The following is an 18,167-nucleotide window of genomic DNA, read 5'->3' on the forward strand; positions in this document are numbered from 1 at the left end:
TCTTGCCGTTCGGTTCGGTGCCCGGGTGCGTCTCCCGGTTCGGTTTGGCGCGCGGGTGTGTCTTGCCGTTCGGTTCGGCGCGCGAGTGCGCCTTCCCGTTCGGCTCGCCTCGCGACTGCGTCTACCCGTCCGGCCCAGCTCCCGCCCGCGCCTCCCGTTTCGGGTGCCTCGCGGGCTTGGGGCTTGGGTTCGGGTGGACCGTGGTCTTGGGGGGTTTGGTTGCGGCAATAGGGTTTGACCAGGGGGGGACTGGTGTTCGGGTGACGAGGTGGGTATGGCGGCTGGGTTGGAGCCTGGGGATCGAATAGGGCCCTACACGGTGGTGGGGCTGTTGGGGGTTGGTAGTCCCGGTTGGGTGTATCTGGCGCGGACCGGAGCCGGGCGGCCGATGGCCGTGCGGATGTTGTACGGCGAGCAGCAGGGGATCAAGCGCGCGCAGAAGGTGCGCGGGCCCGGTGTGGTCGAGGTGATCGGCAGCGGTGGGGCGGCCAGCGGTCCGTGGGTGGCCTCGGCGTACGTGCCGGCGCCGTCGCTCGCCGACCTGGTGATCTCGTGTGGGCCGTTGACGCCCGACGCGGTGCGCTGGCTCGCCGCCGGGATCGCCGAGGGGCTGGTGACGATCCATCAGGCGTCGTTGGTGCACGGGGACCTGCGGCCCGCGCAGATCGTGGTGGCCTCCGACGGGCCGAGGGTGACCGGATTCGGGATCACGGGCGCGGGCCCGGACGCTCCGCTCGCCGCGCCCGGCTACCTCGCGCCCGAACAGGCGCGCGGGGAGGAGCCGGTGCCGGCTTCCGACGTCTACGCGCTCGGTGCGCTGCTGTGTTTCGCGGCGACCGGACACGCTCCGCACTCCGGTGTGGGGGAGGCGGCGATTCGGCGGAGCGTGGCGGCCGGTGAGCCCGAACTGGCCGATGTACCGGACGAGGTCGCCGACCTGATCCGGTCCTGCCTGGCGCGTGATCCGGAGGATCGGCCCACGGCGCGGGAGTTGCTGGACGGGGCCGCCGGGGCGTCGACGGCTCGGGAGGGGGCCTACGGGGCCGCCTCGTGGCTTCCGGGCGCCGCCCTGGAGTTGATCGACGCGTACCACCGGCGCGGTCGCCTGGTCGGCGACCCGCCGACCGTGCCCCTCGCGGACCGCCTCGGGCCGGCCGAGCCGGTCGAGCGGGACGAGCCCGTCGACTCGGCGGCGGATGTCGCCGAGGCCGACGAGTCGGCCGACGCCGGGACGATCCCGGACCCGGTGGAACCGCGACCGTCGGGCGAGGCCGGATCGGACCCGAAGGCCGCCGCGCCGACCCCGGCGAAGTCGGCCGAGCCCGCGCCCGAACCCGACGGCACCGGTGCCCCCGAGACCGCCGAGACGATGCAACTCGCCAAGATCGTCCAGGCGATGGTGCCGCGGATCGACGACAGCGACGATCGGCAGGACCCCTACGACCTGCCCGAGCCGGCCGAGGTGCACGAGGGTGGTGGGGCCAGTTGGGTACTGGTGGCCGCGCTCGTGGTGATCGCGCTGGTCGGCGGGCTGCTGGCCGGAGTCGCCTACGAGCGGGGGCGCGAGGATCGGGAGCGCGGGGCGATGGGGCCCGCCGGGGTGCCGACCGCCGGCTCCGGCGATCCGGTCGCGGCCTTCGTGGCCTCGGTACAGGTCGGGGCCTGCGTGGACTTCGCCGGTGACGGATCGCCGACCTGGCAGCCCGTCGGACCGCGCACGCTGCCCTGTGAGGATCCGGCGGCGCGGCAGCGGGTGCTGGCCCGTACCTCGGCCGGCGGCGGCACGGCGGACTGCATGAGTACCGACGGGCGCAGCCGGTGGCCGATCGTGTCCGGGCAGCCCGCGCTGTGCCTGGAGCGGATCTTCCGACCCGGCGAGTGTGTGCCGGCGGAGGTGCGCGACGGGCGGCAGTGGGCTTTCCTGGCCGCGCTCGTACCGTGCCAGGGCGCCTTCCGACGGGACGGCCAGGGCCGGTTGCGGATCGACGAGATCCATCCGACGCCCTCGTCCACCGGCACCACCTGCCCCGGCCGATCCCCGGTCTACTATCCGCTGCCCTCCCGGGGGCAGGAACTGTGCATGTCGACGGTGACGTAGACCGGGGACGCCGACCGGCCGGCGCGGGCTCGGGTCAGGACGCGAGGTCGGCCAGCAGGCGAAGGGCCTCCGGGTCGCGGGTGGTGACGATCATGTCGGTGACGTGCGGGTCGGCGGCCCAGGCGGCGAAACGTTCGCGGATCCGGGCCGCCGGGCCGACGAGCGCGATCTCGTCGACGAAGGCGCTCGGTACCGCGGCGATCGCCTCGTCGCGCTTGCCGGCCGCGAACAACTCCTGGATCCGGTCCGCCTCCTCGGCATAGCCGAAGCGGCGCATCAGGTCCGCGTGGAAGTTCTTGTTCTTCGCGCCCATCCCGCCGACGTAGAAGCCCATCGCCGCCTTGATCGGGAACATCGCCCGCTCGACGTCGTCGCCGAGCGCCACCTGCACCATCGGCGCGATCCGGAAGCCCGCCGGCTTGTCCCGCAGCGCGTCCGCGTACACCTCGGGACGGGTCGGCGCCCAGTGCAACGGCAGCCAGCCGTCCGCGATCCGTGTGGTCAGGTGCACGTTCTTCGGTCCCTCGGCGCCGAGGAAGATCGGCAGGTCCGCGCGCAGCGGGTGGGTGATCGACTTGAGCGGCTTGCCGAGTCCGCTGCCGTCCTCGCCCGTGTACGGGTGCCGCGCGTAGCGGCCCTCGGCCACCACCGGCCCCTCGCGGCGCAGTACCTGGCGGATCACGTCCACGTACTCGCGGGTGAAGGTCAGCGGGCTCTTCGGGAACGGCCGCCCGTACCAACCCTCGACCACCTGCGGCCCGGAGAGCCCGAGGCCGAGGATCATCCGACCGCCGGACAGGTGGTCCAGGGTCAACGCGTGCATCGCGGTCGCGGTGGGGGTGCGGGCGGTCATCTGGGTGACGGCGGTACCCAGTGCGATCCGCGAGGTGTTGGCCGCGATCCAGGTCAGGGGGGTGAACACGTCCGAGCCCCAGGACTCGGCGGTCCAGACCGAGTCGAAGCCGAGGCGTTCGGCCTCGCGCGCCGTCTCGACGAAGTCGGCGGACGGGCCTCGGCCCCAGTACCCGAACGTCAGACCCAGCCTCATGGCGGTACCTCCACGTTTGCCCACGGTTGCCCGATGTCGTACGGAATCGCGCGACGCGGCGTGACGCGGCGCGGTGAATCGCCTCCGCAGACTAGAACACGTTTTACTTTTCGGGGAGGCCGCCTCCCCCGGCGACCCGGTCGACCCGCCCGCGGACAGGCGAAAGGGCGCCGTCCGAAGTGGACGACGCCCCTGCCTGTGTCTGTTCGCGGGGTCTCGGTATCACCGGTTCCTCGGGAGCACCGGTGTCACGAGCGCTGGATGCCCATCGTGTTCTGGAGCACGCCGCGCACGTTGTCGACCTCGACGAGCAGGCCGTTCGGGTGCTCGGCCACCGCGAGGTACCAGACGCCCGTGTTCAGCACGCCCTTCTCCTGGTTGGTGTGCTCGTCCAGCATCGGGCGCGAGTCCGGCACCGAGAACCAGAAGGGCTGGAACGGCGCACCGCCCGGGGCGGGCTGCTGCCCACCACCGGGGCCCTGCGGGCCCGGGGCGCCGAAGCCGCCCTGCGGCCCCTGGGGGCCCTGCGGGGCCGGGCCGCCGAAGCCACCCTGCTGCGGGGCGCCGCCGAACTGCTGCTGACCCTGCGGGCCCTGCGGTCCGCCGTAGGGCGCACCGCCGAACTGCTGCTGACTCTGCGGGCCACCGTACTGGTTGGCCTGACCCGCACTCGGACCGCCCGCGCCGAGCAGCGGCGCCTGGAGGGCCGGCACCACGCTGGTGGCGATCAGGGCACCACTGAGCACGAGGACGGACAGGATGACGAGAATTCCGCCGGCCTTCATCTCCAGGCCGTCGGAGGCGCGGCCGATCGACCACAGGGCGTTGATCGGCGAGACCACCGCGAGCGGCAGGGCCCACTGACGAGCGGTCAGCCCGAGGATCTGCTTCTCCCGCAGCTGCGGCATCAGCCCGCCGAGGATGAACAGCACACCGGCGATGATCGGGGTCAACACGCACGCGAAGATGACCGGAGCCACGTCGCCCGACCAGGCGCTCGCCGCGCCGTCGACGCCGCGAATCTCGCTCTTGAAGCCGATGTAGTCGAAGAGCGAGAAAATGAAGATGAGCACGGCGGCGACCCCGATGACCGCGTCGCCACGCGAGAGCTTTCTGACGTCCACTGAATACTCCTCCCGAGGGGGATGGGCGCCGACAGCGTACGGGGGCGACCCAAGTCGTGCCACCGGCATCGCCCCCGCGCGTCCTCGGTGCATTGGTCCGGGGACACTGTGCCAGACGGGCGAACGATCTGTACCCCGACCCCATACGACACACCGTATGGGGGCATTTTCCACGGATGTCTATTCGCCGCGCTGAATGCCCGTCAGGTCGGTCAACACTCCCTGGACACCGTCGATGTCGATGACGATGCCGTCGTCGCGCACGCCCACCGCGAGGTACCAGACCCCGGGATGCAGCGTGGCCGGCGCGGCGCCGGAGACGTCGAGCGGCCGCAGCGTGCGGGGTTCGGGCACGGCCAGCCAGTACTGTTCGAACGTGCCCGGATCGCCCGAATCCGCCGCCGAGTCCCGAACGTCCCCGGCCGTGGCGGCCGGCACCCGGTCGGCGCCGATCGCCGGATTCGCCGCGGAGTCGTCCGACTTGAGCAGCAGCACCGGAGGCTGCATCGCCGGCGGCTGCATCGGCGGGGTCTGCGGCGGGGGAGTGTTGCCCGACGGGCCGTACACGGGCGGCGCGACCGGAGGCGGTACCGGGAAGCCACCGGTTCCGGGCGGGCCGGGCGGATAGCCGCCGGGCGCGCCGGGGAAGCCGCCGCCGGGGTAGCCGGACCAGCCGGCCTCGCGCGGGCGTACCAGCGGCACGTTCAGCCCGCCGATCCGGTCCACGGTGAGCAGCAACAGGGCCTGCAGCACGGCGAACCCGGCCAGCCCCCACGCGCCCCAGCCGTGCGCGGCGTCCACGGTCGCCTGCGAGTCGCCGCCCGAGCGGGCGATCCGCTGCGCGGTGCGGGCCAGCTTGTCGTAGCCGCCGTCCGCGCCCAGCACGGCCCACGCCGCGCTCCACGCCGACGCCACGCCGAGCACGACGCCCCACTGCCGCAGGGCGACCCCGGCGAACTGGATCTCGGTCGGCGGCGAGCCGGGACGGAAGGTGTACCGGCCGATCAGCAGCAGCACCAGCGAGATCGAGGACAGCAGCACGACGGCCGGCGCGAGCGGTGTGAAGTCGCCGATCCACGCCGAGTAATGGGTGGTGCCCTCGGTGAGATCTCTGCCCTTGGCGGTCACCGTGTACCAGGGGAGAAACGAGAAGACCAGAACTCCGATCGCCGCCACCGCGACGATCAGATCACCTCGGGTGACGCCTTTGCGTGGCATCGTGCTCCTCCCTGACGGGGCTTTCGTACTGCGTGGACATGCGCGTGTCGCGACGGACCGCGGCCGTCGCGTCGCGGCCCGGTGCCGGTACGGTCGCCCGCACCGGCACCGGGGCCTGACATACCGTCATTCTCCGCGTTGGATTCCGGAGACGTCGCTCAGGACCCCGCGGACGCCGTCGGCCTCGACCAGGACGCCGCCCGGGTGGGGGGCGACGGCGAGGTACCACTGGCCCGTCCGCAGGGTGGCCACCGGGGTCTTGGACAGGCCCTCGGTGGGGGCCAGCGGTCGGGCCTCGGGCACGGCGAACCAGAACTGGGCGAACTCCGGCGGCTGCGGGCCGGTCTCGGCCGCGGGTCGGCCGCCGGTGCCGGACTCGACGGCGCCCGGTGCGCCGGTGACGGGTGCGCCGGTGACGGGTGCACCGGTGACCGGCGCGGCGGTGCCGGCCGCTGCCTCGGCAACCGCGGCGGTCGACCCGGACGGGTCCGGCGGCGGCATGTGCGCGGGGACGCCGGCGATCGGCGCGGCGGTGCCCACCCCCGTCGCCGGGTAGCCGGGCGGCGCGGGATAGCCGCCGGTGGCGTTCGGCAGCGGGTAGCCGGTGTTCGGGTCGATCGCCATCGGCAGGCCGGTGTTCGGGTCGAGCGGGGCCGGGTAGCCGCCGGTGGCGTTCGGCGGGTAGCCCCACGGCTGCTGCGGGACCGGGCTGAACAGCGGTGACGTCAGGCTGGGGATGCGGTCGCCGATGATCAGGAACAGCGCCGCGACCAGTCCGGCCACCATCATCAGCCAGGCGAAGACGGTGGGTCCGGAATCGACCGAGTAGCGCGACGGGGCCGAGTCCTTGACGATGTCGCCGATCATGCCGCCGGCCCCGAACGGGGCGAAGAAGCCGCTGATCGCGCCGGAGACCCCGAGCGCGATCGCCCACTGGCGCGGGGCCAGGCCCAGGGCCGGCTTGTCCGGCTGCGCGGTGAAACGGCCGATCACCAGGAGCAGCAGGGCGAGCAGCGGCACCAGGACGACGGCCGGCATCAGCGGATAGAAGTCGACCGTCCAGGCGTTCCAACTCTTGGACTCGCTGCGGCCGCCGCCGAGCAGGTCCCCGTCGTCGCTGCCGATGTTGCTGCTGCCGTGGGAGGTGGCGCTGACTTCGTAGTATTTGAAGAACGAGAAGATGAAGATCAGGACGATCGCGAGAATGACGATCGCATCGCCCCTCGTGATCCCTTTCCGGTTCAACGTTGCTCCTTTGGCGATACGGAGGGGGACGTGACGCCGACGGCGCGGGGTGCGCCGGGCGACGTGCGGTGCGTGGGCGGCTCGCGCCGGGCCCGATCGTGCGGCTCGCGGTGGTCCGTTGCCCGACCGGGAACCGTCCGGCGGTGCCCGGCGCACGTGGACGTCGCGAACCGGGGAGCGTCACCGCCGCGCACGCGCGGCGGGACGATCGCAACGACCCTAGGGGACGGGGGACTCGTGGCTCACGTCCCCTTCAACAGATAGGCCGTGATCCCGGTCGCGATCCCGGACGCGGCGCGCTCGCGCCAGTTCGGGTCGGTGAACTGCGCGGCGTCCGACGCGTTGCGCATGTTGCCGCATTCGATGAACACCTTGGGTCGGGTGGACAGGTTCAGTCCACCGAGATCGGTACGGGTGACCAGCCCGTCGTCGGTGCCCAGGTAGGTGGCCGGGGAGGTGCCGGTGGCCGCCCGGAAGGCCTTGGCGAGCAGGCCGCCGAGGGCGCGCGAGGGCGCCAGGATCGGCGTGGTGTCCACGTTCTCGTCCTTGACCGCGGCGGGCAGGATCACGTGGAAGCCGCGGCCGCCGGCCGGGCCGCCGTCGGCGTGGATGGACACCACGGCGTCCGCCTTCGCCGTGTTGCCCCGCGCCGCCCGCGCGTCGACGCACGGCCCCCACGCCTCGGTCTCCCACGTGTACACCACGGTGGCGCCCTGGGCCTCCAGCAACCGCTTCGCGCGGTGTGCCACATCGAGAGTGAACTCGGCCTCGGTGTAACCCTGGTTGGTCTCGGTGCCGGTGGTGTCGCACTCCTTGGTCAGCCCGCCCGCGTACACCTGCTTGTTGATCTCGCGGGAATGGCCGCCGTTGCCCGGATTGTGGCCCGGGTCCAGCACCACCACCCGCCCCGACAGCGGGAGTCCGCCGCCGGCGCGGGGCGGGGGCGGGACCGCCGCGGTCGCGGGGGGCTCCGCCGGGGCGGCGGGCGGGGGTTCGCCGGTCGAGGTGGTCGCGTTCGGGGCGGGTGCGCCGTCGGCCGGTGCGGCGCGGGGCGTACTCGGCGGGTCGCCGGCCCCGGTCGCCGACCGGGTGTGGGCGGCCTCGGTGCGCGCCGCGTCGTGCCCGCCGGGCCAGGCCACCGCGATGGTGCCGGCGCCGGCGGCGGCCAGTGCCAGGGCGGCCACGGTCAGGGTGATCCGCCGCCGGCGGCGCAGCCGGTCGGTCGCCGCCTCGATCCGGGCCTCCCGCGCCGGCGCGTGGCCGAAGGGGTCGGCGGCGGCCGGGTGACGGGGGTGGTGGGGGCCGGGGTCGTCGGGACGACCACGATCGTCGCGGCGGTCAGAGGTCAAGTTCACTCCTGGACGTGAGGCCGTAGCGCGAGGCGACGGCGTTCCAGGTCGTCACGAACGACTTCTTCGCGGTGGACGCCTCGGAACTGATCGTGGCGCCCTCGTCGTAGAGCGCCCGGGTGCCCGGACAGCCCGAGTCGGCCGCGGACTGCGCCCATGCGGCGAACGATCGGTCGGCACGCGCGGAGGCGGTCCACGCGGTGCGCAACGTCGGTGCGGCGGCCTGGAGTTCGGGGGCTTCGTCGAAGCGCATCGAGTCCAACTGGGTGACCAGTTGGTCGCGTTGCGCGGCGGCGTCGAGCAGCGCGGAGCGGGACGCGGCCAGCGACGAACAGGAGCCGACGTTGTTCACCGCGTCGATCACCGACTGCCGGGACGAACCGCTGCGGGAGAGCAGGGTGTCCAACGCGGCGGCCTGGGTGCGGGCATCCGGAGTGGGGCTCGCGGGCGGCGGGGTGGTGATCGTGCTCTGTCGGGCCGGCGGCGGGGTCGACGGGGCGCCCGGCTGGGCACCCGCCGCTTCGCCGGAGGGGGAGGGCGAGCCGGCGGTGGATCCCACGCTCGGTGAGCCGTGGGCGGCCGGCGCCTTGTCGTCCTCCGCCCACGGCTTCAGGGCGAACAGGGTGCCGACGGCGGCGACCAGGACGACCGCGGCCACGATGAACAGCAGGGTGCGCTCGAACGAGGGGCCGGGCGGGGTGGGCGAGAGCGGGCCGGGGGCCGGCGGGGTGGCGCCGCGGTACCAGTCCGGGGCGGCCGGGACGTCGCGGGCCGGCGGGACGCCGTGGTCGGCGTGACCGCCCGGGACGCCGTGGACGGGGGTGTGCGCGGCGCCGGGTTCCTGCCGGTACCAGTCCGCGGTCGGCGCCGACGAGTTCGGGGGCACGGGCGGGCGCGGCAGCGGCGGCGGGGGGACGGCGGGCGGCTCGGGGGATACCCGGGGCGGGGTGGACACCAGGGGCGGGGTGGAAACCGGCCACCCCGGCGGTGGCGGGCCGGCGGGCATGCCGCGGGCCGCCGCCGGGTTGTCGACGGTGTCCTGCTCGTCGGGCGGCGCGGGTGGCGGCGTGCCGGGCCGCGCCGGCGGCGTGGCGGCCGGCAGGTGGGCGGTGGGCTCGTGATGCGGACGCGGCGGCGCGCCCGGGTTCACGGCGGTCGGGCCGGCGGTGATCCGGCGGCGCACCCAGCCGCCCACGCCGCCGTTGGCCGTCCGGTCCCACACCGTCTCGAACCGCTCGCCGCCCGCCGCGGGTTCGCCGGGCGCGTCGTCGTGCTGATGCTGATCGGACATGACCATCCCCCCGCGTCCTTCCGGATGGGCATTGTCCCAGCAAACGGGAGCCGCGCGGGACCGGAACGGATTGCTTTCGGGAATCGAATCAGGCTCGAATCGATCTTGACGTCGGGTGGTGGGTGGGGCGCGCGGATCTTACGTGGATGTGCCTTTGGGGTGGGGTGGGGTGGGGTGGGGGTGGCTGGGGGCGCGCTGGGTCGGCAGGGGGCGATGTGGGGGTGGGGGTGGGGTGGGGAGGGCGGAGTGGGGAGGGGGGAGTGGGGCGGCGGAACGGGGGCGCCGGAGTCGGGAGGGCGGAGTCGGGGGCGGAGTCAGGGAGTGGAGCGGGGCCGGAGTCGTGTTCGCGGCGTTGCTTTTTGTTGGGCGCTCCGCGCCGGCTCGCGAGGGGCCGCTTTTTCTTTCCCCCGCTTCGCTCCTCCAAGAAAAAGCGGCCCCTCGCTCGGGGCTGTGCGCCCCTCCGCTTCGCTCCGGGTCGCCCAGCCCACACTTCGCGGCTCCGCCGCTCTCCGCGCTGCGCGCGTCGATCGCGTGGGCGGCCTGGGGCGTGGGCGCTGACGCGCCATGGGGGTGTGTGGGGTTGGGTTGGGTTGCTTGGTCAGATTCCGGTTGCCACGCGGCGTAGTACTCGTAGGGAGCCTTGGCCTGGGAGTTCTTCGAATGCGCCGGAGGCGAGGGCGCGTTGGTGGATTCGGTGTGGGGCCTGGCCGCCGTCGGCGGGGTTCGGGAACACGTCGTGGATCAGTAGCAGTCCGCCTACCGCGACGTGTGGTGCCCAGCCCTCGTAGTCGCCCCGGGCGTGTTCGTCGGTGTGCCCGCCGTCGATGAACACCAGGCCCACCGGGGTGTTCCACAGCGGGGCGATCGTCCGGCTGTGTCCGACCAGGGCCACCACGTACGGTTCGAGCCCGCTGCGGTACAGCGTGCGGCGGAACGTCGGCAGCGTGTCCATCACGCCCAGTTCGGCGTCGACCAGATTCGGGTCGTGGTACTCCCAGCCGGGCTGCTGCTCCTCCGAGCCGCGGTGGTGGTCGAGGGTGACCACCACCGTGCCGGCGTCGCGCGCGACCGCGGCGAGCAGGATCGTCGAACGCCCGCAGTACGTGCCCAGTTCGACCAGCGGGCCGACCCGGGCCGCCTGGACCGCCGCGGCGTACAGCGCGTCGCCCTCGTCGGCCGGCATGAATCCGGTGGCGGCCTCGAACGCGGCCCGCACGGCGGGGTCGATGGTGCTCATGTCGGGATCTCCTGGGTCGGACCACGCGGGCCGGGTCGGTACACCGCCGGGCCGCCGTCGGCCGGCCGGACCCCATGCTGCCGCAGCCGCCCCCGCGCCACCGTGTCGGGGGCCACATCGGGGTCCCCAACAATTGAAACGGGTTCTACTATCGCAAGTACTGGACCGAGTCACGGAAGTCATGGAAGGCGCGATATGGCCATCGGCATCACGGAGGAGCATCGCTCCCTGGCGGAATCGGTACGCGGATGGGTGCAACGTGTTGCACCCATCCAGGAGGTGCGCCGGGTCCTGGAGGCGGACGGCGAGGAGCGCCCCGGACACTGGGCGGCCCTGGCCGAGCAGGGCCTGCTCGGGATGCATGTCGCCGAGGAGTTCGGCGGCGCCGGTTACGGCCTGGTCGAGACCGCGGTGGCCCTCGAGCAGGCCGGCCTCGGCATGCTCCCCGGCCCGTTCCTGCCCACCGTCCTGGCCTCGGCGCTGCTGCAGGCCGACGGCGGCGACGCGGCGAAGGAGCTGCTGCCCGGCCTGGTCGACGGCACCCTGACCGGCGCGGTCGCGACCGGCCCCGGCACCGTGACGGCCGCCGAGGAGGCGGGCGGGCTGCGGGTGAGCGGGGTGGCCACGCCGATCCTGGGCGGCGCGCTCGCCGACGTGCTGGTGCTGGCCGCCCGCCGGGCCGACGGCACGGCGGTGTACGTGGCGGTGGACGCGCCGGACGTCGACGTGCGGGCGCTCAAGAGCGTGGACCCGACCCGGCGCAGCGCCGAGGTGACGGTGGACACCGTGGTCCCGGCCACGCGGGTGCTGGCCGGTGTGGACGAGGCCCTGGCCCGTGACCTGGCGGCCGTACTGCTGTCCGCCGAGGCGTGCGGCGTGGCCGCGTGGGCGCTCGACACGGCGACCGAATACGCCAAGGTGCGCGAGCAGTTCGGCCGCCCCATCGGGCAGTTCCAGGCGATCAAGCACCTGTGCGCGGACATGCTGGTCCGGGTCGAGCAGTCGCGCGCGGTCACCTGGGACGCGGCGCGGGCGTTCGACGCGGGCTCGGACGCGCCGACCCGGTCGCTGACCGCCGCGATCGCCGCCACGTACGCGATCGAGGCGGCCTTCACCACGACCAAGGACTGTGTACAGATCCTCGGCGGCATCGGCTTCACCTGGGAGCACGACGCGCACATCTACCTGCGCCGGGGGCTGACCCTGCGGCAGTACGCGGGGCCCGCCGCGTACTGGCGGCTGCGGGTGACCGAGCTGGCGAGCGCCGGTGCGCGCCGGGACCTGGTCCTGGACCTGCCCGAGGAGGCGGAGCGGCTGCGCGACACCGCGCGGGCGATCCTGGCCGAGGTGGCCGGCGAGTCCGGGGCCGAACAGCGCGCGCGGCTCGCCCCGTTGGGCTATGCGGCGCCGTACCTGCCCAAGCCGTACGGCATCGGGGCCGGACCGGTCGAGCAGTTGGTGATCCAGCAGGAGATGAAGGCGCTCGGCGTGCGGCTGCCGGACATCACCATGGGCAACTGGGTGATCCCGTCGCTGATCGCGTACGGGACGCAGGCCCAGCAGGAGCGGTTCGCGCCGCCGACGCTGCGCGGCGAGATCCAGTGGTGCCAGCTGTTCTCCGAGCCGGGCGCGGGCTCCGACCTGGCCGCGATCTCCACGCGTGCGACCCGGACCGAGGGCGGCTGGCTGATCAACGGCCAGAAGGTGTGGACCTCGCGGGCCCGCGAGTCGCAGTGGGGCATCCTGCTCGCGCGCACCTCGCCGGACAAGCCCAAGCACGAGGGGCTGACGTACTTCGTCGTGGACATGGCCTCGGCGGGGCTGGACATCCGTCCGCTCAAGGAGATCAGCGGCCTGGCGATGTTCAACGAGATCTTCCTCGAAGACCTCTTCGTCCCGGACGAGATGGTCGTCGGCGAGGTCGACGGCGGCTGGCAGGTGGCCCGCAACACGCTCGGCAACGAGCGGGTGCACATGGGTGCGGGCAGCTCGTTCGGCGCGGGCATCGCGAATCTGGTCGCGGCGGTGAACGGCCCGGCGGGCGAGTTCGTGGACGGCGGCTTCCGGGAGCGCCTGGGCGCGCTGGTGGCCGAGGCGTCCTCGCTGGCGCTGATCGAGCTGCGCACCACGCTGGCCCGGCTGTCCGGGCTGGAGCCGGGCGCGGGGGCGTCGGTACGCAAGCTCGTCGGCACCCCGCACCAGCAGCGCGAGTCCGAGCTGAGCCTCGAACTGCTCGGCCCGCTGGGCGCGGTGGACGAGGGAGACGGGCAGAAGGCGGCGTTCGGCTTCCTGATGAGCCGCTGCCTGACCATCGCGGGCGGCACCACGCAGGTCCAGCTCAACGTCGTTGGCGAACGCATCCTCGGGCTGCCCAGGGACCCGCAGCCGAGCGAGAAGTAGTTCTCGTCGTTCGCTGATCCGGTTTCGGTCCCGGTTTCGGTCCCCGGTTCCGGTGTCCGATTGCGTTTTCGGTTTTTGTTCTCGTTCTCGTTCCTGATCCGTTTCCGTAGGAGTTGGCGACATGGCACAAAAGGCGTTCATCGTCGGCGTCGGCATGACCAAATTCGAGAAGCCGGAGAGCCGCGACTGGCAGTACTGGGACATGGTCAAGGAGGCCGGCGGCAAGGCGCTCGCGGACGCGGGCATCGGCTACGACAAGGTGGAGCAGGCCCCGGTCGGCTACTGCTTCCAGGCGTCCACCGCCGGTCAGCGCGCGGTGTACGAGCTGGGCCTGAGCGGTATCCCGGTCTACAACGTGAACAACAACTGCGCGACCGGCTCCAGCGCGCTGATGATGGCCCGTCAGTTCGTCGCCGGCGGGCTGAACGACTGTGTGCTCGCGATCGGCTTCGAGAAGATGAAGCGCGGCTCGCTCGGCGGGGGCGGCGAGGGCGACTTCTCCACGTCGCCGGTGGCGCGGCACTACAAGATCATGGGCGACGCGCACGGGTTCTCGATGACCGCGCCGCCGACCGCGCAGATCTTCGGCAACGCGGCACGCGAGCACATGGCCCGCTACGGCACCACGGCCGAGCAGATCGCGCACGTCGGGGTCAAGAACCACCGGCACTCGGTGAACAACCCGTACGCGCAGTTCCAGGTCGAGTACTCGCTCGACGAGGTGCTGGCGGCCAAGGAGATCCACTCGCCGCTCACCCGGCTGCAGTGTTCGCCCACCTCCGACGGCGCCGCCGCGGCGGTCGTGGTCAGCGAGCGCTTCGTGCGCGAACACGGCCTGGAGGAGCAGGCGATCGAGATTCTGGCCCAGTCGATGACCACCGACACCGAGGAGAGCTTCGCCTCGAACAGCTGCATCGACGTGGTCGGCAAGCCGATGTCGGCGGCGGCCGGCCGGCAGGTGTTCGAGCAGTCCGGTCTGGGCATCGAGGACGTCGACGTGATCGAGTTGCACGACTGCTTCTCGATCAACGAGATCCTCACGTACGAGGCGCTGGGCATGTGCGGCGAGGGCGAGGGCGGCAAGCTGGTCGCCGAGGGCGCCACCACGTACGGCGGGCGCTGGGTGGTCAACCCCTCGGGCGGGCTGATCTCCAAGGGCCACCCGCTGGGCGCCACCGGGCTGGCCCAGGCCGCCGAGATCAGCTGGCAGCTGCGCGGCCTGGCGGACGCCCGCCAGGTCGCCGACGCCAAGGTCGGGCTCACCCACAACATCGGGCTCGGCGGCGCCGCGGTGGTCGGGCTGTACCGGCGCGGGCAGTTCTAGCGCGGGCGGCCCCGATGTGGGCCGCCGCCTTTTCGGTCCGGCGGGTGCGCCCTCGGGGTCGCACCCGCCGGACCGGCTATGCGCTGTTGGCGCCGGGGAGGGCGGTGAGGTCGGCGGCGGTGGGATCGGCGGCCGCGTGGTTCGTGGCCCCCGCGTGGTTCGGAGCCGCCTGGTTCGTGCTCGTGTGGTTCGTGGTCGCGGTGCCGAGCAGCCATTCGGCCAGGAGGGCGCGTTCGGTGGCGTTGAGGTAGAGGCGGGCGTTGGCGCACAGCGTCTCGACGTTGCGTAGGAAGGCGACGGCGAGGTCGTCGGCGGAGGCGACCGGGTGTGCGGTGGAGGACCAGTAGCCGGAGTAGACCAGGCCCGTGGTGACGAACGCGATCGCCTTGCGGGCGATGGTCTGCATACGCTCGGCACAACGGTCGCGGACCGCGCCCGAGGTCTGGTTGCCCTGGAAGCCGTTCTCGCTGACCTCGGCGTGCAACTCCGCGAAGAGCACGTGGTACTCCTCCGGGGACAGCCGCGGCGCGCCGGTGACCGTGGCCACCCGGTCGATCAGGTCGCGGACCGGCTCGCGCAGGTGGTCCATGCGACCCTGGCCGTTGGGACGAGCCGAGGGCGGCTGATGTCGGGTGCGGTCGTAGATGTACCCGGGTGGGACCCGACTGATCGACAACTTCTCGTCGGTGCCCTGCTCCAGCATCAGTTCGAGCAGCGAGGAGAAGGTGGCCGCGCCGCCCCAGCGGGTGCGGGTGACCTGTTCGCGACCGACCTGTTGCAGCACCGAGTGGGCGAGGGTGGCGAGCACGATCGGCTCCTCGGAGCCGCCGAGTTGCTCGCGTACGTGCGCCATCACCTGCTCGCGCACCCCCTCGTCGGCCGGTGCCACGTCGATCTCGTCGCGCAGCGCCCGCTCGATGAACTCCTGGTCGCTGATCACCACATCGCCCGCGGCGACATACGCCTGGGCGGCCGGACCGCTGGCGATCACCATCGTGCGCCGGTCGTGGCTGCGCAGCCGCAGCAGGACCGGAGTGAAGTCCGCGTCGGCGCTCATGATGATCACCTCGTCGAACCTGGTCGAGTGCTGGAGCGTGTCGAGTACGTCCATCACCATGTGGATGTCGGCACTGTTCTTGCCCCGGCCCGTCAGCGGCGGGCAGTCGATCACGCGAAAGGCCGACCGCGTGAAGAACGCCCGGTAACGGTCGTGCATCACCGGGTTGAGGTAGCAGTTGCGGACGAGCAACGATCGGCGCAGGCCGCGCTCGGTCGCCTCGTTCTCCAACCACTCCAACCACTGGGACGGTTTGCGAGCGAAAATCTCCGCGGACGCGCGGTCCGTCTCCCGCAGTCCGCTGTAAATATTGTCAAAGTCAAGGAAAAGCGCGCTGCGAATTCTGCCTGGTATGCCCGAATCCATACTCATGTCCATGCCTGCCTCCCCCGATGCGTACGGCTTCAATCTGTCCGACGCGTCACGTGCGGGCAAGCGAGGCCACATTCGGTGTGGTTCCGGTCCGGTATCGATCTTGGCCGTCTTCCGATCCGCGCGCACGCGGGTTAGGTTGCGCGAAGCGGAAGCTTGATCGTGCCATGTAGGTGCGTCGGTTGGTTTGTCCGTCCGTCCACCCGTCGTCCGTCCGTCCATCCATCCGTCTGTCTGCCCTGTCCGTCTGTCTGTCTGCCCGTCAGGAGCCATGTCGTGTCTGGACGTTGGAGCATCACACTGGACGCACTGCTACGCGAGCGGGCCGAGGATCACAGTGCCGGTCTGCGCGACGAGGACCGGGCGTGGACCTGGGCCGAGGTGGTCGCGGAATCCGCGCGCCGAGCCGCCCTGCTGCGTGCGCTGCGGGTCGAGGGTCGACCGTGGCACATCGGGGTGATGCTGGAGAACGTGCCCGAGTTTCCGCTGCTGCTCGGCGCCGCGGCGCTGTCCGGCGCGGTGATCGTGGGGCTGAACCCGACCCGGGTCGGGTCCGAGTTGGCGCGCGACATCGACCACACCGACTGCTCGCTCGTCGTCACCGACGCGGCGCATCTGGAGCAGCTGCGCACCGCCGCACCGGACTTTCCGGCGGACCGGCTGCTGTGCGTGGACGACCCGGCCTGGGCGCGGGCGCTGGAGCCGTACGCGGGGGCAGAGCCGCCGGTCGAGCGGCCGGGGGTCGAGGACACGTTCATGCTGATCCTCACGTCCGGGACGACCGGGCACCCCAAGGCGGTGATCTGCTCGCAGGGCAAGATCGCCGGGCAGGGGGCGAGCGTGGTGGCCATGGAGCGGTTGGACGGGACGGACGTGGCCTACTGCGCGATGCCGCTGTTCCACTCCAACGCGGTGGTCACGTGCTGGGCGCCGGCGCTGGCGGCCGGGGCGGAACTGGTGTTGCGGCGGCGGTTCTCCGCGTCGGGATTCCTGCCGGACGTGCGACGGTTCGGGGTCACGTACGCCAACTACGTGGGCAAGCCGCTGTCGTACATCCTGGCCACGCCCGAGCGCCCCGACGACGCGGACAACCCGCTGACGCGCGTGTTCGGCAACGAGGGCGGGCCGCAGGACGTCGAGCGCTTCGCCCGGCGGTTCGGCTGCACGGTGCGGGACGGGTTCGGCTCGACCGAGGGCGGGTTGTCGTTCAGCCCGGTCCCGGACATGCCGCCGGGCGCGCTGGGCCGGCCGAACGGCGACATCCGGATCCTGAACCCGGACACGCGCGAGCCGTGCCCGCCGGCCGCCTTCGACGCGGCGGGCCGGATGACCAACACCGAGGCGGCGGTCGGCGAACTGGTCAACGTCGGCGGCGCGGGCACCTTCGAGGGCTACTACAACAACGCGGCGGCGACCGCGCAGCGCATGCGCGACGGCTGGTACTGGAGCGGCGACCTCGCCTACCGCACCGACGACGGCCTGGTCTTCTTCGCCGGCCGCACAGGGGAGTGGCTGCGCGTCGACGGGGAGAACTTCGGCGCGACGCCGGTCGCCCGCATCCTGTCCCGGCACCCGGACGTGGCGGTGGCGACGGTGTACGGCGTGCCCGACGAGGCGGCGGGTGACCAGGCGATGGCGGCCCTGGTCCTGCGCGAGGGCGCAACCTTCGACCCGGCGGCCTTCGCGGACTGGCTGGCGGCCCAGCCGGACCTGTCCCGCGCCTGGCACCCGCGCTACATCCGGATCGCCGAAGCACTCCCACAAACCAGCACGAACAAGATCCTCACCAGAGTCCTGGCCCGCCAAGCCTGGCACACGACCCCAGACCCCATCTGGTGGCGCGAACCCCGAACCGGCAGAACCACCCCATACCGCCCTTTCACCGAATCCGACCGCAAAACCCTGGAAACAGCCTTCACCGACCGAGGCCGCACCCACATCCTGTCCCTGATATCCCGCGAGACCTGACAACCCCACCCCGGACCCAAGCCCCGCACCCGACACCCGACACCCACAGGCGGCCAACCGAACGGACCGGGCCGGACCGGACCGCGTCCAGCAGGCACGCCGCGCTCCGGCTGCGGGGCACCGGTGCGGGGGCCGGTCCGGCGCGTGGCGTGGACCGCTGGCGGCGTTCGGGGCTCCGAGCCCTGGGGCGCGCGACGAGACGGGCGTGCTGCTCGGCGAGAGCTGGCCGGCGACGGGGGAGCGGGAGGGCGGTCCGGTCGAGTCCGCCAGGGCCTTCCGGAGTGGGTGGGATGTCTGCACTTTGGCTGCGGGCCGACCGGTGCGGCGTCCGTCCGGGTCGCGGGGCCGGCCGCCGCCGGCGTTGGGGGCTCCGAGACCCGAAGCTCCCGACGAGACGGATGCGTTGCTCGGCGAAAACCGGCCCGGCAGCGGCGGG

12 protein-coding genes are annotated in these 18,167 nt (G+C 72.6%); 4 read left to right on the forward strand and 8 right to left on the reverse strand.

What is annotated here, in order from left to right:
• Positions 1-274: 274 nt before the first annotated feature.
• On the forward strand, positions 275-2,098 hold the full coding sequence (locus EMA17_RS48785; RefSeq protein ID WP_126643668.1) for a serine/threonine protein kinase: 1,824 nt from the start codon (positions 275-277) through the stop codon (positions 2,096-2,098).
• Between the two features lie 34 nt (positions 2,099-2,132).
• Here the strand turns inward: EMA17_RS48785 and EMA17_RS48790 are convergent, their stop codons facing one another.
• The 7 genes from EMA17_RS48790 to EMA17_RS48820 form a co-directional block, all read right to left on the reverse strand.
• Entirely contained in the window at positions 2,133-3,146 is a 1,014-nt protein-coding gene (locus EMA17_RS48790) for an LLM class F420-dependent oxidoreductase (RefSeq protein WP_126643669.1), read from the reverse strand.
• Positions 3,147-3,394: 248 nt separating this feature from the next.
• Positions 3,395-4,270: a hypothetical protein gene (locus EMA17_RS48795; RefSeq protein WP_126643670.1), complete on the reverse strand. Its 876-nt coding sequence runs from the start codon at positions 4,268-4,270 to the stop codon at positions 3,395-3,397.
• 180 nt (positions 4,271-4,450) lie between these two features.
• Positions 4,451-5,488 carry a hypothetical protein gene (locus EMA17_RS48800; protein WP_126643671.1) on the reverse strand — a complete coding sequence of 346 codons (1,038 nt, stop codon included), beginning with the start codon at positions 5,486-5,488 and terminating at the stop codon, positions 4,451-4,453.
• A gap of 126 nt (positions 5,489-5,614) precedes the next feature.
• Complete coding sequence (locus EMA17_RS48805; RefSeq protein ID WP_126643672.1) at positions 5,615-6,733, reverse strand: hypothetical protein; 1,119 nt, start codon at positions 6,731-6,733, stop codon at positions 5,615-5,617.
• A gap of 242 nt (positions 6,734-6,975) precedes the next feature.
• Positions 6,976-8,082, reverse strand: coding sequence for an N-acetylmuramoyl-L-alanine amidase (locus EMA17_RS48810; protein WP_246127391.1), 1,107 nt, complete (start codon positions 8,080-8,082; stop codon positions 6,976-6,978).
• On the reverse strand, positions 8,072-9,373 hold the full coding sequence (locus EMA17_RS48815) for a hypothetical protein (protein ID WP_126643673.1): 1,302 nt from the start codon (positions 9,371-9,373) through the stop codon (positions 8,072-8,074). The genes EMA17_RS48810 and EMA17_RS48815 overlap by 11 nt, the downstream gene beginning before the upstream one ends.
• A 598-nt stretch (positions 9,374-9,971) precedes the next feature.
• Positions 9,972-10,610, reverse strand: a complete 639-nt coding sequence (locus EMA17_RS48820) for a class I SAM-dependent methyltransferase (protein WP_126643674.1) — start codon at positions 10,608-10,610, stop codon at positions 9,972-9,974.
• 195 nt (positions 10,611-10,805) lie between these two features.
• Here EMA17_RS48820 and EMA17_RS48825 point away from each other — a divergent pair, with 195 nt between their 5' ends.
• Positions 10,806-13,010, forward strand: a complete 2,205-nt coding sequence (locus EMA17_RS48825; protein ID WP_126643675.1) for an acyl-CoA dehydrogenase family protein — start codon at positions 10,806-10,808, stop codon at positions 13,008-13,010.
• 121 nt (positions 13,011-13,131) lie between these two features.
• A complete protein-coding gene (locus EMA17_RS48830; protein ID WP_126643676.1) occupies positions 13,132-14,334 on the forward strand; it encodes a lipid-transfer protein in 1,203 nt (400 codons plus the stop codon).
• Positions 14,335-14,410: 76 nt separating this feature from the next.
• Here the strand turns inward: EMA17_RS48830 and EMA17_RS48835 are convergent, their stop codons facing one another.
• On the reverse strand, positions 14,411-16,036 hold the full coding sequence (locus EMA17_RS48835; RefSeq protein ID WP_126643677.1) for an NYN domain-containing protein: 1,626 nt from the start codon (positions 16,034-16,036) through the stop codon (positions 14,411-14,413).
• Positions 16,037-16,039: 3 nt separating this feature from the next.
• On the opposite strand from EMA17_RS48835, the gene EMA17_RS48840 reads away from it, so the two are divergent.
• Positions 16,040-17,731, forward strand: coding sequence for a long-chain-fatty-acid--CoA ligase (locus EMA17_RS48840; RefSeq protein ID WP_246127393.1), 1,692 nt, complete (start codon positions 16,040-16,042; stop codon positions 17,729-17,731).
• Positions 17,732-18,167 lie beyond the last annotated feature (436 nt).

This window comes from Embleya hyalina (assembly GCF_003967355.1).
In the GTDB taxonomy this organism is placed as follows: domain Bacteria; phylum Actinomycetota; class Actinomycetes; order Streptomycetales; family Streptomycetaceae; genus Embleya; species Embleya hyalina.